Source organism: Faecalibacterium sp. An121 (assembly GCF_002160915.1).
Taxonomy (GTDB): domain Bacteria; phylum Bacillota; class Clostridia; order Oscillospirales; family Ruminococcaceae; genus Faecalibacterium; species Faecalibacterium avium.
The window spans coordinates 1-15,251 of the sequence record NZ_NFLM01000005.1 but is presented as its reverse complement, the minus strand read 5'-3'; the positions used below and the strand labels follow the sequence as shown (position 1 = coordinate 15,251).

Annotated in this window: 17 protein-coding genes; 12 read left to right on the top strand and 5 right to left on the bottom strand. The window is 64.9% G+C overall.

Going from position 1 to position 15,251, the window contains the following annotated elements:
* Positions 1-79 precede the first annotated feature (79 nt).
* Positions 80-1,435, top strand: coding sequence for an MATE family efflux transporter (locus B5E66_RS03810; protein WP_087228895.1), 1,356 nt, complete (start codon positions 80-82; stop codon positions 1,433-1,435).
* A 47-nt stretch (positions 1,436-1,482) separates the two neighbouring features.
* Here B5E66_RS03810 and B5E66_RS03805 read toward each other — a convergent pair whose 3' ends face one another.
* Together B5E66_RS03805 and B5E66_RS03800 are read right to left on the bottom strand one after the other, a co-directional pair.
* Positions 1,483-2,478, bottom strand: coding sequence for an alpha/beta hydrolase (locus B5E66_RS03805; RefSeq protein ID WP_087228892.1), 996 nt, complete (start codon positions 2,476-2,478; stop codon positions 1,483-1,485).
* A gap of 16 nt (positions 2,479-2,494) precedes the next feature.
* Positions 2,495-2,731 carry a hypothetical protein gene (locus B5E66_RS03800; RefSeq protein ID WP_087228888.1) on the bottom strand — a complete coding sequence of 79 codons (237 nt, stop codon included), beginning with the start codon at positions 2,729-2,731 and terminating at the stop codon, positions 2,495-2,497.
* 167 nt (positions 2,732-2,898) lie between these two features.
* Between B5E66_RS03800 and B5E66_RS03795 the strand changes: the two genes are divergently transcribed.
* Complete coding sequence (locus tag B5E66_RS03795; protein WP_087228885.1) at positions 2,899-3,792, top strand: LysR family transcriptional regulator; 894 nt, start codon at positions 2,899-2,901, stop codon at positions 3,790-3,792.
* A gap of 53 nt (positions 3,793-3,845) precedes the next feature.
* On the opposite strand, the gene B5E66_RS03790 is transcribed toward B5E66_RS03795, so the two are convergent.
* From B5E66_RS03790 to B5E66_RS03780, 3 genes are all read right to left on the bottom strand, one after another.
* Positions 3,846-4,406, bottom strand: a complete 561-nt coding sequence (locus B5E66_RS03790) for an ECF transporter S component (protein WP_087228882.1) — start codon at positions 4,404-4,406, stop codon at positions 3,846-3,848.
* A 215-nt stretch (positions 4,407-4,621) separates the two neighbouring features.
* A complete protein-coding gene (locus tag B5E66_RS03785) occupies positions 4,622-5,242 on the bottom strand; it encodes a cytidylate kinase-like family protein (protein WP_087228879.1) in 621 nt (206 codons plus the stop codon).
* 41 nt (positions 5,243-5,283) lie between these two features.
* On the bottom strand, positions 5,284-6,627 hold the full coding sequence (locus B5E66_RS03780) for an MATE family efflux transporter (RefSeq protein ID WP_087228876.1): 1,344 nt from the start codon (positions 6,625-6,627) through the stop codon (positions 5,284-5,286).
* 440 nt (positions 6,628-7,067) lie between these two features.
* Here B5E66_RS03780 and B5E66_RS03775 point away from each other — a divergent pair, with 440 nt between their 5' ends.
* The 10 genes from B5E66_RS03775 to B5E66_RS03730 all read left to right on the top strand — a co-directional run.
* Complete coding sequence (locus tag B5E66_RS03775) at positions 7,068-7,550, top strand: YbaK/EbsC family protein (RefSeq protein WP_087228873.1); 483 nt, start codon at positions 7,068-7,070, stop codon at positions 7,548-7,550.
* 19 nt (positions 7,551-7,569) lie between these two features.
* A complete protein-coding gene (locus tag B5E66_RS03770) occupies positions 7,570-8,484 on the top strand; it encodes a ribonuclease Z (RefSeq protein WP_087228869.1) in 915 nt (304 codons plus the stop codon).
* Positions 8,481-9,692 (top strand): CCA tRNA nucleotidyltransferase, encoded by a 1,212-nt coding sequence (locus B5E66_RS03765; protein ID WP_087228866.1) that lies wholly within the window; start codon positions 8,481-8,483, stop codon positions 9,690-9,692. Before B5E66_RS03770 ends, B5E66_RS03765 begins: the two co-directional genes overlap by 4 nt.
* The gene (locus tag B5E66_RS03760) at positions 9,689-10,459 is read left to right on the top strand and encodes a tRNA threonylcarbamoyladenosine dehydratase (RefSeq protein WP_087228863.1); all 771 of its coding nucleotides are present in this window, start codon (positions 9,689-9,691) and stop codon (positions 10,457-10,459) included. Before B5E66_RS03765 ends, B5E66_RS03760 begins: the two co-directional genes overlap by 4 nt.
* 15 nt (positions 10,460-10,474) lie before the next feature.
* Positions 10,475-11,356 (top strand): HAD family hydrolase, encoded by an 882-nt coding sequence (locus tag B5E66_RS03755; RefSeq protein WP_087228860.1) that lies wholly within the window; start codon positions 10,475-10,477, stop codon positions 11,354-11,356.
* A complete protein-coding gene (locus B5E66_RS03750) occupies positions 11,353-11,838 on the top strand; it encodes a DNA-deoxyinosine glycosylase (protein WP_087228857.1) in 486 nt (161 codons plus the stop codon). Before B5E66_RS03755 ends, B5E66_RS03750 begins: the two co-directional genes overlap by 4 nt.
* Positions 11,839-11,953: 115 nt before the next feature.
* Entirely contained in the window at positions 11,954-12,577 is a 624-nt protein-coding gene (locus tag B5E66_RS03745) for a 5-bromo-4-chloroindolyl phosphate hydrolysis family protein (protein WP_087228854.1), read from the top strand.
* Between the two features lie 45 nt (positions 12,578-12,622).
* Positions 12,623-13,777 carry a toxic anion resistance protein gene (locus B5E66_RS03740; RefSeq protein WP_087228851.1) on the top strand — a complete coding sequence of 385 codons (1,155 nt, stop codon included), beginning with the start codon at positions 12,623-12,625 and terminating at the stop codon, positions 13,775-13,777.
* A 1-nt stretch (position 13,778) separates the two neighbouring features.
* Positions 13,779-14,501: a LemA gene (locus tag B5E66_RS03735; protein WP_087228848.1), complete on the top strand. Its 723-nt coding sequence runs from the start codon at positions 13,779-13,781 to the stop codon at positions 14,499-14,501.
* On the top strand, positions 14,498-15,251 hold a 754-nt coding region (locus B5E66_RS03730), incomplete at its 3' end, for a TPM domain-containing protein (protein ID WP_087228845.1). The genes B5E66_RS03735 and B5E66_RS03730, both read left to right, overlap by 4 nt.

The window sequence follows — 15,251 nt, the reverse complement described above, 5'->3', positions numbered from 1 at the left end:
GGAAGGTATATGGCTTTTTTTGATGTGTGCCTTCCCGGCGGGAGGGCGAAACGTGAAAGGAGAAAACGGAAGACCGCTTATGCAGCAGAGCTTTATGAAAACAAGACCGATCCTGCCGCTGGTGCTGTCCATGTCGCTGCCGATGGTGCTGTCCATGATGGTATCGTCGCTGTACAACATCGTGGACAGCTACTATGTGGCCCGGATCAGCGAGGACGCCATGACCGCCCTGTCGCTGGTGTATCCCGTCCAGAACCTGATCAATGCGGTGACCATAGGCTTTTCGGTGGGGGCCAACGCAGTGATCTCCTATCACCTGGGAGCCCAGGAGACCCGGAAGGCCAATGCCGCCGCCGCCCAGAGCGTGGTATGGAACGTCCTGCACGGGCTGGTGCTGACGGTGGTGTGCATCGCCGTGATGCCCGCTTTCCTGCGGATGTTCACCCAGGATGCCGCCATCGTGGATATGGGGGTGCGCTATTCCAACATCGCCTTTTTGTTCTCGGTGGTGATCGCTGCCTCCATGTCCCTGGAGAAGATCTTCCAGGCCACCGGCAGGATGATGCTGACCATGGTGTGCATGATGTCCGGGTGCGTGGCCAACATCATCCTGGACCCGGTGCTGATCTTTGGCCTGGGACCCTTCCCGGAGATGGGCATTGAGGGCGCGGCCCTGGCCACCGGCATCGGTCAGGTGCTCAGTCTGCTCATCTATCTGGGGTGCTATATGACCCACAGGATCCCCATCCGCATCCGGCCGGGCCGGGATATGCTGGACCGCTCCATCACCAAAAGAATGTATGCAGTGGGGGTGCCTGCCACCCTGAACCTGGCCCTGCCCTCCCTGCTCATTTCCTGCCTGAACATCATCCTGGCGGGCTATTCTCAGGTATATGTGCTGGTGCTGGGGGTCTACTACAAATTACAGACCTTTTTGTATCTGCCCGCCAACGGCATCGTACAGGGGATGCGCCCCATCGTGGGCTACAACTACGGTGCCCGGGAGTATGGCCGGGTGCGCAGGATCTTCTTTACCGGCCTGGCTCTGTCGGCGGGCATCATGGTGGCGGGCACCGTCCTGTGCTGGGCGGTGCCGGGCAGCCTGATCGGGCTGTTCTCCACAAATGCCGAGACCATCGCCGCAGGCAGCACGGCGCTGCGGATCATCAGCATCGGGTTCATCATCTCGTCGGTGTCGGTGATCTCCTGCGGCGCCCTGGAAGGCCTGGGGATGGGCGGTCCCTCCCTCCTCATCTCCCTGCTGCGGTATGCGGTGCTCATCATCCCGGCGGCCTTCCTGCTCAGCCGGGTGCTGGGAGCCAGCGGCGTCTGGCACGCCTTCTGGGTCACCGAGGCGGTGGCCGCAGCGGTCAGCTGGGGCATCTGCCGCAGGAAAGTCTTTTCCGGGCAGACCATGGAAAACACCGAAACCTGAACCTGTTTCATACGCTGAAAGCCAGACCCGCCGGGCCTGGCTTGTTTTTATGCGTGCAGATGGGTGGAGAAGAACGCCTCCATCTTGTCAAAGGGGATGACGTCCAGGTTGTCGTACAGATCGATGTGGGACGCGCCTGGGACGATCAGCAGTTCCTTGTTGGCCGTGTAGGCGTTGCCCTTGACCATGTTGGCAAAGGCGTCCCGGCCAAAGTAGCAGGAGTGCGCCTTTTCCCCGTGGATGACCAGCACCGCGCTGCGGATCTCGTTGGCGTATTGCAGGATGGGCTGGTTGATAAAGGACATACAACCGGTGACATTCCAGCCGCCGTTGGAGTTGAGGGACCGGGGATGGTAGCCCCGGGGGGTCTTGTAGTAGGTGTGGTAGTCCTTCACAAAGGCGGGGGCATCCTCGGGCAGAGGGTCCGCCACGCCGCCGCCCAGGGCATAGCTGCCGCTTTGGTAGTCCTGTGTGCGCTGGCGGTTGAGGGCCTCCCGCTTGGCGTGGCGGTCGGCTTCGCTGTCCTCGGCGTCAAAATAACCTTTGGCGTTCACCCGCGTCATGTCATACATGGTGGAGGCCACGGTGGCCTTGATCCGGGTGTCCAGGGCGGCGGCGTTCAGGGCCATGCCGCCCCAGCCGCAAATGCCGATGATGCCGATTTTGTCGGGGTCCACGTTGTCCTGCACCGACAAAAAGTCCACGGCAGCCTGGAAGTCCTCGGTGTTGATGTCAGGGGAGGCCATATACCGGGGCTGGCCGCCGCTCTCCCCGGTGAAAGAGGGATCAAAGGCGATGGTCAGAAAGCCCCGCTCGGCCATGGTCTGGGCATACAGACCGGAGGCCTGCTCTTTGACGGCGCCAAAGGGCCCGCAGACCGCGATGGCGGGCATCCTGCCCTGGGCGTCTTTGGGCTGGTAGAGGTCGGCGGCCAGGGTGATGCCGTACCGGTTGTGGAAGGTCACCTTCCGGTGGTCCACCTTGGCGCTTTGGGGAAAGGTCTTGTCCCATTCTTCGGTCAGGTGCAGCTTTTCTTCTGTCATAGCAAAAACCTCCGTTTCATGCGTCCTCTTTGTGCAGGATATAGACCAGGTGGTCCAGACAGTCGATCTGGTATTCCAGCTGGTGCAGCGCCTCCAGGAGGGCGGCCTTGTGCCGCGCCAGCAGCCTGTATTGCCGGCAGCGGCAGCCCCTCTGCTCCAGCTGGAAAAACTGTTCGATCAGCTCCCGGCTGCAGCCCGCGTCGGTCAGGTTCCGCTCCAGGCGAAAGGCCCGGTCCTCTGTGATGGCTTTCATCTGCCATGCCTCCTTCAGAATATGTCCGGGAAGCGCCCCGCTGAGTCTATTGTAGGCCAAGGGGAACGAAATAGCAAATACTTGCTTTTTATTGCAAGAAATGCTTGGCAGGCATACCAGATCGGGTGTATACTGGATCTGAACATCAGCAAAGGAGGGCGCATGACATGGAGATACGGACGCTGCGCTATTTTCTGGCAGTGGCCCGGGAGGGCAGCATCACCCGGGCCGCCAATTACCTGCACCTGACCCAGCCCACCCTGTCCCGGCAGATCCAGGACCTGGAGGACAGCCTGGGGCACCCCCTGCTGATACGCCGCAGCCACCGGGTGGATCTGACCCCCGAAGGGATGCTGCTGCGCAAGCGGGCCGAGGAGATCGTGGCCATGGTGGATAAGACCGAGGCCGAGTTCACCGCGATGGAGGACACCGTCAGCGGGGATGTGTACATCGGGGGCGGGGAGAGCCAGGCCATCCGCCTCATCGCCGGGGTGATCGACGGGCTGCGGGCCGAATACCCCGGCATCCGCTTCCACCTGCACAGCGGCAACGCCCAGGATGTGACCGACCGGCTGGACAAGGGCCTGCTGGATTTCGGCATCCTGATCCAGCCCGCCAACATCGACAAATACGACTGCCTCGACCTGCCCGCCCAGGACGTGTGGGGGGTGGCGCTTCCCAAGACCCATCCGCTGGCCGCCAAGCCCAGCCTCGAAAAGCAGGATCTGCTGGGCCTGCCTTTGCTACTGTCCAGCCAGGCCATCAGCCCCCAGCCGGGGGGCAACGCCTTTTTGGAGTGGTTCGGGGAGGATTTTGACAAGCTGGAGGTGGCCGCCACCTACAACCTGTTCTACAACGCCTCGATCCTGGTGGAGGCGGGGGTGGGCTGCGCCGTCACCCTGGAAGGGCTGGCCAACACCTCCTGTGAAAGCGCCCTGTGCTTTCGGCCCCTGCAGCCGCGGCTTGCCGCAGGGCTGAATGTGGTGTGGAAGAAATACCAGGTGTTTTCCCCGGCGGCCGAGCTGTTTCTGGAGCGGCTGCGCCAGGCCGCAGAAGGATAAAAAAAGGCCGGAGCCTCTAAAAAGGCTCCGGCTTTTTGTGCGCCGGAAAGGGATCACACCTTGCGGGCGTCGGGCTGACTTTTGCGGAAGGGCACCAGGCCGGTGCGGTTGAGAGCCAGCATCACAACAGGGATCAGGATGAGCTGTACGATGATGCCCGGGATGGCGTTGAGGAAGGCGCTGGCCATAAAGACCTGCATGGTCAGGCTGCTGCCGGTGGCGCCCAGCAGCACCGCCTGTACCACGCCCCACACGGCCCGGCCTGCCAGCATGGCGGCGATGAGGCAGCGGTAGAGGGCGCGGACGCACTGCCAGCGGGACCGGCTGTACAGCAGGCCCACCACCAGGCCGTAGGTCAGCAGCTCAAAGGCCATGGAAGTGGCGGTGGGGAACAGGGGCGGCATACCAAACAGCACCGACCGCAGCAGGGGCACCACAAAGCCCACAGCCGCGCCGTACTGCCAGCCGCAGATCAGCCCGCACAGAAAGACAGGCAGGTGCATGGGCAGCAGCATACTGCCGATCTGGGGGATCTGCCCGGTAAAGAAGGGCAGCACGAGGCCCAGTGCCAGGAACAGGGCTGCGAGGGTCAGGTTTTTGATCTTGGTGTGCATAGACATTCTCTCCTCACTAAGCTGGTTGGATCGGGGGCAGGTGCCGGAGCTATTGTACCAGAGCCGCCGCCCGCAGGCAACCCGTTTTTTTCAACGCAACTATAACACAGGGCAGACCAAAAAACAAATACTTCCTTAGAATATGCAGCCATGCGGTTTGTGCATATCTGGGACCACAACAAAAACCCGGGGCCTTTTGGACCCCGGGCGCAGCGTCACTTCCGGCGCAGTTCAAACCAGGTTTTGGCGTACCCCGCCAGGTGGGGGATCAGCTGCTTGATCTCCAGGCCGGTGGTGTTGATGCACAGGTGGTAGCCTGTCTTGTCGCCCCAGCGCATATCGGAGAACATACGGTGGTACTGGGCCCGGCGGGCGTCCACCCGTTTGATCTCCCGCTCCAGCTGGCGGGGGGAGGACAGGTGGTCGGCCTCCTCATACTGCTGGCAGCGCGCCACCTTGTGGTCCATGTCCGCGTAGACGAACAGCTTGAGGGGGGCGTCGCCGCTCAGGATGACGTCGGCGGCCCGGCCCACGATGACGCAGTCGGAGGCTGCGGCCAGCTCTTTGAGCAGCTTCTGCTTTTCCACCAGGATATCCACCTGCTGTTTATACAGGGAAGGGCTGGAGATGGTGCGTCCAAAGTGGAGCGGGATGCTGGTGAGGATGCCGTTGCCGATGGCGCGGGCGACGTAGCCCTGGTCCAGGTTCATCTGCCGGGCCAGGCCCGCCTCGATCTCGCTGTCGTAGTAGGCGCAGCCTAAAGCGTCGGCCAGCCGTTTGCCGACCTCCCGCCCGCCGCTGCCAAACTCGCGGCTGATGGTGATGATGCGATTCATACGCTTTGCCTCCTCGGATGGCTCAAAGGGTTGGATGACGTTCACGATGCGTCGGGCTGGTGCAGGCTGGACCAGTTCAGGCGCAAAGTCAGCAGGGCCAGCGCCGCCGCCAGCAGGGCGGTGGCGGGGAAGTTGATCCACAGGCCGTCCAGACCCAAAGGCCACAGGACGACCAGCAGGATCACCGGGAAGATCAGGGCTGTGGACACCGAGATGATGGAGGCCGCCAGGGATTTTTCCACCGCCAGCATATAGCTCTGGGTGGCGAAGGACAGCCAACGGGTCAGGTAGGTCAGGCTGAACACCTGCAGCGCCCCCACCGACAGGGCCAGGGCATCTCCGTCAGCCCCGGTGATGAACAGATGGGTGATCTGGACCGGGAACAGCCGGATGACCACCACCGACAACAGGGAGATGACGGCCGCCGCCGTGAAGCAGCATTTCTCGATGGCCCGCACCCGGGAGTATTTCCGGGCGCCCCAGTTGTAGCCCACGGCGGGCTGCAGCGAGTCGCACATACCGTACATCAGGGGCTGGATGAAGCCGTCCACATACATCAGCACGCCGTACACCGATACCGCCAGCTCGCCTCCCAGGCGCACCAGGAAAAGATTCATCAGGATGGAGGTCAGACGTCCGGCGATGTTGTTCAAAAAGCTGGGGCTGCCGCAGGCGATGATCTGCCGCAGCAGGTCCAGGTCGAACCGGGGTTTGCAGAAGTGCAGCAGGGCTTTGCCCCGCACAAAGGGGATGAAGGCCAGCAGCACGCAGATGAACATACCCAGCGAGGAGCCCAGGGCCGCGGCCCAGATGCCCCAGCCGAACACGCCCAAAAACAGGAATTCAAAGCCGACGCACAGCACCGACATCAGGATGTTGAGCGCCATGCTGCCCCGGATATACCCCGAGATGCGCAGGTAGTTGTCCACAGCGTACAGGATGGTGGTGAAGGGAGAGCACAGCGCGTAGGTGCGCAGGTACTGTACCGCCTGGGTGGCAAACTCGCCCTCTGCCCCCATCATCCCGATCAGGAAGGGGGCGGCCGCGAACATGACCGCGCCGATCACCGCGCCGGCCCCCACGATCAAAAAGCAGGCGCAGGTGAAGATGTTGTTGGCTTTCTGCCGTTCATTCTGGCCCAGGGCCACCGAAATGGGCACGGACGAGCCCACACCCACCAGGTCGGCCAGGGAAAAATTGATGATGACAAAGGGCATGGCCAGGTTGAGGGCGGCAAACGAGGTGGAGTCCAGAAAATTGCCCACCAAAATGCCGTCGATCAGCTGGTACAGCGAGGAGGCCAGCATGCCCACCGCGCCCGGAAGGGAGGCGATGAAGAACAGTTTCAGGGGCGGCGTTTTGGAAAACAGTGCGGTAGAATCCATAAAAAGCGAAAAGTCTCCTTTCTCCTGTGGGCCCGCAGCGGAGCGCTCTGCAAAAAAAGCGCCCGGCCATTGCAACAACGTAACAACAACCGAGCGCACTCGTCATCTTATCCGATCAGGGATGCAGTATCCCTATTGTGTATTGCGATACACGATCCTCCGATGGAGCCATATTCTGTTTGGATGCAGCGGGGCGTATCTGTGTGCCGGCAGGCGCGCCAAACGGGCCGTCCGGGGCAAAATCGGACCGTACCGGGAACATTTCAGATCCACGCCGGGACCATTATAGCAGAGGCGGCCGGCAAAAGTCAAGCGCGGCGGGATGCGGCAAACGGGAGGGGCGCCCGGCTGGCGTTTTTTGGCCCGGTATGCTATTATAGTAGAACCGGGCGCGGCGCGCGCCGCGCATCTTTTTTTATTTGAGCAGAGGGGTAATGACAATGTCGATCGAGCGTGTAAGAGACTATTTCAAGACCTATGGCATGGATGGGCGCATTCTGGAGTTCGATGTCTCCAGCGCCACGGTGGAGCTGGCCGCCCAGGCGCTGGGGTGCGAGGGCTGCCGCATCGCCAAGACCCTGTCCTTTATGGTGGACGGCGGACCCATCCTGATCGTGGCCGCCGGCGACGCCAAGGTGGACAACCACAAATACAAGCAGCAGTTTGGCACCAAGGCCAAGATGCTGACCGCCGACGAGGCCGCCCGGCTGGTGGGCCACGCGGTGGGCGGAGTGTGCCCCTTTGGGGTCAACCCGGGGGTCAAGGTATACCTGGATGAATCCCTCAAGCGGTTCGAGACGGTGTTCCCGGCGGCGGGCAGCAGCAAATCGGCCATCGAGCTGACCATCCCCGAGCTGGAGCGGTACTCCGGCTGCACTGCCTGGGTGGACGTCTGCAAGAACTGGCAGCCCGCAGAGGGCTGATAAGAGAGGAGGGGGCCCTATGGTCACGGTGACATTGCTGGGCACGGCGGCTACCATGCCGCTGCCCCAGCGCGCCTTGACGGCGGCGCTGCTGTCCTGGCAGGGGCACAGCCTGCTGTTCGACTGCGGCGAGGGCACCCAGGCCGCCGCCATGCGGGCGGGTGTGGGGCTGTCCCGGCTGGAGGCCATCTGCCTGACCCACTACCACGGGGACCATGTGTTCGGGCTGCCCGGCCTGCTGCAGACCATCGGCTGCCAGGGGCGCACCCGGCCTTTGCTGCTGACCGGCCCCCGGGGTCTGGAGCAGTTCTGGTCCGTCATGCGGGTACTGGCGGGGCCGCTGCCCTACCAGGTGCTGCCGGCCGAGATGGGGTCCGACGGGCTGTGGTTCGAGGGCGGGGCCGAAGTGCGCGCCATCCCCACCCGGCACCGGGTGCCAAGCCAGGGATACCAGTTCCTGCTGCCCCGGGCGGGCCGGTTCGACCCTGCAAGAGCCAGAGCCCTGGGGGTGCCGCTGAAATACTGGAAGCAGCTGCAGCAGGGAAAAGCGGTGCAGCTGCCCGGAGGCCCTGTGGTCCCCCAGCAGGTCTGCGGACCCGCCCGGCGGGGGATCAAGGTGGTGTTCTCAGGGGACACCGCCCCCTGCCCTGCCCTGGAGGCCGCCGCCCGGGACGCCGACCTGCTGATCTGCGATGCCACCTATGCGGAGGACGAGCTGGCCTCCGAGGCCGCCAAATATGGCCACAGCACCTTCCGCCAGAGTGCGGAGCTGGCCGTCCGGGCGGGGGTGCGGCGGCTGTGGCTGGCCCATTATTCCCCCCGCATCGAGGACCCGGAGGCCTTCCTGCCCCTGGTGCAGTCCATCTGCCCGGCGGCAGAGTGCGGCCTGGACGGCAAGAGCATCACCCTGCGCTTTGAGGAGGCGGAGCCATGACCCTTTGGATCGACCCCGGGGCAGGGCAGGTGCTGGAGGTCCTGCGCCGGGCCGGCCACAAGGCGTACCTGGTGGGGGGCTGCGTGCGGGACAGCCTGGCAGGCCGCACCCCCCAGGACTGGGACATCTGCACCAGCGCCCGGCCCCGCCAGACCATGGAGCTGTTCGGGACGGAGCGGTGCATCCCCACCGGGCTGCAGCACGGCACTGTCACCGTCAGGCAGGGAGAAGGCCTGTATGAAGTGACCACCTTCCGGGTGGAGGAGGGCTATTCCGACGGGCGGCACCCCGACCGCGTGTCCTTTGTGGGGGAGGTGGAGGCGGATCTGGCCCGCCGGGATTTTACCATCAACGCCATGGCCTATGCCCCCGGCGAAGGTCTGATCGATCCCTTTGGGGGCCGGGAGGACCTGCTGGTGCACCGGCTGGTGCGGGCGGTGGGGGACCCGGTCCGCCGCTTTGAGGAGGACGGGCTGCGCATCCTGCGGCTGTACCGCTTTGGCGCCCGGGAGCAGCTTGCCGTCGAACCCGCCACCGGCAGGGCCGCCATAGCGGAGCGGGCCCGGCTGGACTGCGTCTCGGCCGAACGGATCTGGCAGGAGCTGTACAAGCTGCTGGCGGCCCCGCAGCCCGGCTCCTGGATGCCCCCCGAGATCCTGGGACAGGTGCTGCCCTGGCTGGATACGGCGGGGCAGCCGGCCCGCTATGCCGCCTCGCTGGCAGTGGTGGACGCTTTGCCCCCCGACCCTCTGGTCCGTCTGGCGGCCCTGCTGGCTCCCGCCGGCCCCGGGGCTGCGCGGCAGGCGGTGAACGCCCTGCGGTGCTCCCGGGCCCAGGGGGAGGAGGTGTGTGCCCTGGCGGCGGACAGCGCCCTGCCTCTGACCGGTGAACCGCTCCGCCTTCAGGCTCGCCGCCTGCTGGCCCGGATGGACGCACGGCGGGCCGGCCGGCTGCTGGCGCTGCGCCGGGGACAGACCGGGGACGAGGGCTTTGCCCGTCTGGCCGGGGAGGTGCGCCGCCTGGAACGGGAAGGGGCCTGCTGCCGTGTGGGGCAGCTGGCGGTGAACGGCAAAGACCTGCTGGCTTTGGGGGTCCGGCCGGGGCCCGGGGTGGGCCGTCTGCTGGAAGCCGCCCTGCAGCAGGTGATCGAGGAAAAACTGCCCAACCAGCACGACCCGCTGCTGGGATGGCTGAAGGAGAACCTATGACGACAGATACTGCAAGAGAACAATATTCCCGCACCCGGCTGCTGCTGGGGCAGCAGGGCATCGACCGCCTGCGTGCCGCCCGCGTGGCGGTGTTCGGGGTGGGCGGCGTGGGCGGCTATGTGGTGGAAGCCCTGGCCCGCAGCGGCGTGGGCGCGCTGGACCTGATCGACGACGACAAGGTCTGCCTGTCCAACCTCAACCGCCAGATCATCGCTACCCACTCCACCCTGGGACAGTACAAGGTGGACGCCGCCGCCGCCCGGGTCCGGGACATCGACCCGGATATCCAGGTGCGTACCTACAAGGTCTTTTACACCCCCGAGACGGCGGACCAGTTCGATTTTTCCCAGTACAGCTATGTGGTGGACGCCATCGACACGGTGAGCGGCAAACTGGCCCTGGTGATGCAGGCCAGGGCGGCCGGGGTGCCGGTCATCTGTTCGATGGGGGCGGGCAACAAGCTGGACCCCACCCGCTTTGAGGTGGCGGACCTGTACGAGACGTCGGTGTGCCCCCTGGCGCGTGTGATGCGCGCCGAATGCCGCAAGCGGGGCATCGACCATCTGAAGGTGGTCTATTCCAAAGAACCGCCCATGGCCCCCCGCCCGGAGGAGGCGATGCCCGCCGGGATGCCGGACAGCAGCCCGGCCCGGCCCGGCGCGCCCAAAAAGAGGGCGCCCGGCTCCAATGCCTTTGTGCCCTCGGCGGCGGGGCTGATCATCGCCGGACAGGTGGTCTGCGACCTGACCGGCTGCCGCAACGACTGACACTGTGAGGATAGCATGAAATACAAGATCTTATCCAGCGACTACGACAACACCCTTGTCCCCTTCGGGGAAAAGCGCCCCCGTCCCGCAGTGGAGGCGGCCGTGCGGAAGATGCAGGCCGCAGGGGGCAAGTTCGTCCTCAGCACCGGGCGGGCCTGGCCCGCCGTCAGAAACCCGGGCCAGCTGGGGGCCATCCGCTTTGACTACGCCATCACCTGCAACGGCGCCTATGTGGTGGACCGCAGCGGCGCCGCCGTCTATGAGCGCCCCCTCACCAACGAGGAGATGTACGCGCTGGTGGACTTCTGCGAGGACTACGACTACCTGCTGCAATTCAACTTCCGGGATGGGTACTATGCCTACTGCGGCTATGAGGCCCTGCGCAGCCGCTACGAACAGATGGGCAGCCCGGGGCTGGCCTGTGTGGACGGGGAAGACCAGGACCGCCACCTGATCGATATGCCCCACGCGGCCTTCATGGTCTGTCCGGAGGAGGCGGTGGAGGCCTTCCAGCGCAAATATGGCCACCTGAAGCTGCACATGATGCGGGTGGGCGGCCGGAACGCCAACGGCTGGTGCTGCTACGATGTGGTGCGGGACGGCGTCGATAAAGGGGCGGGCCTTGCCAGCCTCTGCGCCGCCATGGGTCTGTCCCTGGAGGAGGCGGTGGCCGCCGGGGATTCGGACAACGACATCGGGATGCTGCAGGCCGCAGGGCTGGGCTGCTGCATGGCCAACGGCAGCCCCGCAGCCCTGGCCGCCGCCGACCGCGTCATCGGGGATGTGCGGGAGGACGGCCTGGCCGCCCTGATCGAGGAGCTGTGGTTCGACGGACCGCGGGCGGAGCCTTCCGGCTGCGACCTGGGTTCGGCCTGGGGAGGGGTGTTCCGCCCGTGAGCTTCGCCCCTGTGTATGGCCCGCAAAGCCGGGCGCTGATCCTGGGCAGCTGGCCCAGCCCCAAAAGCTGGGAGATGGGGTTCTATTACGGCCACCCCCAGAACCGGTTCTGGCCGCTGCTGGCCGCCCTGACCGGCGAGCCGGCGCCCCGGCGGGAGGACGTCGAGGCCAAGCGCGGCATCATCCTGCGCCACGGCCTGGCCCTGTGGGATGTGCTGGCCAGCTGCACCATCCAGGGCGCGTCGGATGCCTCCATCCGGGACGCCGTCCCCGAGGATATCGCGGCCCTGCTGGCCCGCGCCCCCATCCGGGCGGTGTTCTGCAACGGGGCCCAGGCCCACAGGCTGTATGTCCGGTATATGCAGCCGGTCAGCGGCATACCGGCGGCGCGCCTGCCCAGCACAAGCCCCGCCAACGCCGCATGGAGCCTTGCCCGGCTGCGGGAGGCCTGGGGAGAGGCTCTGGGCCCGTACCTTTTGTAAGGGCTGTGTAAAATCATTTCCAACCTGTAAAATCTTTGCCCAAGGCCTTGCGTTTTTGCCAAAAGGCTTTATTATGGTATTGACAGGGCTTTTTTGCCCCAAAGGAGATAGGACCATGAGTAAGATCATCCGCACCGAAAAGCCCAGCGTCCTGCCATTTTATGCGGCGGCTGCGGCGGGGCTGGTGCTCAGCGCGCTGCTGCCGGTGTACAAACTGTGGGCATTGGCGGTGGCGCTGGCCGGCGCAGCGGCCGTGTTCCTGGCGGCCAGGCGGGTCTGTCCGCCCCAGGTCATCCTGCGGGAGGTCCCCTTCCACACCGGCAGCGGGGACGTGGACCAGATGCTGGCCGACATCCAGCAGAAACTGGACACCCTCCACGCCCTCAACGACGCGCTGCCCGACCCGGAGCTGTCCGCCGCCATGGACCGGATGGAAAAGGCGGGCCGCTCCATCATCGAGGTGGTGGAGGCCGCCCCCGCCAAGGCCAAGCAGGTGCGCCGCTTCGCCAACTATTACCTGCCTGACGCGGTGCATGTGCTGGAGCAGTACGCCGCCATGGCCCGCCAGGGGGTGCGGGGCGAAAACGCCGCTGCCGTCCGGGCGCAGGTGGAAAAGAACGTGGGCACCATTGCCACCGCCTTTGAGAACCAGCTGGACGCCCTCTATGCCTCGGAGAGCATGGACCTGTCGGCGGACCTGGCGGTGCTGGAGACTCTGATGAAGAACCAGGGCCTGTAAAGGGCCTGACCTGCGGTATGAACATTGAGAAAGGACGAATCTTGTATGGCAGACAACAACACTTTGAACTTTGACTTCGACGCCCCCGCCACCCCCTCCCTGACGCTGGACCCCGCGGCCGACCTGGCCGTCCCCCAGGAGGAACAGCAGCAGCCGGCCCAGCCTCCCCAGCAGGAGGTGCGCCTGACCCCCGAGGAGCAGAAGATGGTGGACGACTTCGCCGAGAAGATCGACATCACCAACAGCCAGCAGGTGCTGCAATACGGCGCGGCCAGCCAGAAGAAGATCGGCGACTTCTCGGAGGCGGCGCTGGCCAAGGTGTCCACCAAAGACTTGGGCGAGGTGGGGGAGATGATCACCGACCTGATCGGCGAGCTGAAGAGCTTCGACGCCGCCGAGGAGGAAAAGGGGATCTTTGGCTTCTTCAAGAAAAAGTCCAACCAGCTGGACCAGCTCAAGACCAAGTACAACAAGGCCGAGACCAACGTGGAGAACATCCAGGCCATGCTGGAGGGCCACCAGGTGCAGCTGCTCAAGGACATCGCCATGCTGGACAAGATGTACGAGCTGAACATGGCCTATTTCAAAGAGCTGTCCATGTATATCCTGGCGGGCAAGAAAAAGCTGGAGCAGGTGCGGGCCCAGGAGCTGCAGCAGGCCATGGACAAGGCCAAACGCAGCGGCCTGCCCGAGGACGCCCAGGCGGCCCGGGACCTGGCCGATCAGTGCGAGCGGTTTGAGAAAAAGCTCTATGATCTGGAGCTGACCCGCAACATCAGCCTGCAGATGGGCCCCCAGATCCGGCTGCTGCAAAACAACAATACCATGATGGCCGAGAAGATCCAGTCCACCATCGTCAACACCATCCCCCTGTGGAAGAACCAGATGGTGCTGGCTCTGGGCCTGGCCCACAGCCAGCGGGCCATGGAGGCCGAGCGGGCGGTGACCAACATGACCAACGACCTGCTGAAGAAAAACGCCGAGGCCCTCAAGATGGGCACCATCGAGACGGCCCGGGAGTCCCAGCGCGGCGTGGTGGATATCGAGACGCTGCAGCAGACCAACAAGAGCCTCATCGAGACGCTGGACGAGCTGAACAAGATCCAGACCGAGGGCCGGGCCAAGCGCCAGGCGGCCCAGCAGGAGCTGACCCGCATCGAGGACGAACTGAAACAAAAGATGATGGAGATCCGCGGCTGATATGGCAAATGCAGATTTTGAACCCGGACGTCAGGCCCCCGGCGGCTTTGACGCTTCCAGTTACCGCAGCGCTCCCCGGGAGACTGCGGCTCCGGCTCTGACCCCTTTGCAGAAAAAACTGGCCAAAATGGAAAAGGCCCTGCCTGCCCCTCTGCGCACCCGGGCCGTCGCCCTGGTGCTGGCAGTGGCGGTGCTGGCAGGGGCTGCGGCGGGCCTGGGCGGCGTCAAGCTGCGGGGCCGCTACCATGAAGCCAGAAGCTGGTACACGGTGGGCGCGCCGGGCGACAACGGCTACAACCTGAACGACGAACTGTCCGAGCGGGCCAACACCGCCGCCAACGTCATCACCAGCGCCCTCAACACCCCCGGCCTGGGGGCGGAGAGCAGCGCGGTGACGGCGGCCCAGGTGGCCCTGGACGGATTTACCGCCTGCCAGGAGGCTCTGGACAGCGGCGGCGCCGGGATGTCCGAGATGTATCGGGCCAACGAGGCGCTGGGCAGTGCCATCGACCTGCTGTACGGGGAGATGCAGGCCCTGGCCGACGACCCCCTGAATATGGGGGCGGTGGGCACCCAGTATGGCCTGTTCAACAGTGCCGGCACCATCCTGGGCAGCCTGCACTACAACCAGGCCGTGATGGACTATCAAAATGAAACCGGCGGGCCCTGGGCCAGTGTGCTCAAGGGGCTGTTCGGTGTGGATGAGATCGAGGTGTTCGGATGAAAAAACTTCTGCAAAAGCCCGCTGCATGGGGCCTGGCCCTGGTGCTGGCGGCAGGGGCGGCGGCGCCTGCCTGTGCCGCCGTCAGCCTGCCCGACCTGCCGGCGGATCAGTGCGTGGTGGACGCGGCCAATGTGCTGTCGGATGACACCGCCGCGTACATCGACCAGCTCAACGGCCAGCTGGAAGCCAGCTGCCAGGGGGCTCAGATCGGGGTGCTGACGGTGGACTACACCGGCAGCGCCACCACCGAGGAATACGCCCTGGAGGCCTTCAACACCTGGGGCGTCGGGAATCAGGACCAGGATAACGGCATCCTTCTGCTGCTGGTGATGGAGTCCCCCCTTTACGCCGACGGCGACTATTACCTCACCTACGGGGACGGCTTCCGCAACACCACGGTGGAGCGGCAGGCCAGCCCTCTGGCCCAGACCATGGAGAGCGACTTTGCCGCCAAAGATTACGACGGCGCGGTCCAAACCTGTGCTGCGGCGGTGGCCGACGCCGTCGCGGATGTGTACGGGGTCAGCCTGACCGGGGACGGCAGCGCCCCCGCCCCCGAACCGGACCTGCTGACCCGGGTCTCGGAGGCCTTTGGGGCGATCGTGCTCGGCTTTATCTTTCTGCTGGCGGTGATCATGGTGGCCCGCAGCGTGATGGGAAATTTCTTCCCCTTCTGCTTCGGCTGGTGCCTGGGCAGCAACTTCCGCGGGCCCCGGCCGCCCAGAGGGCCCCGGGCGCCCCGCCGCGGCC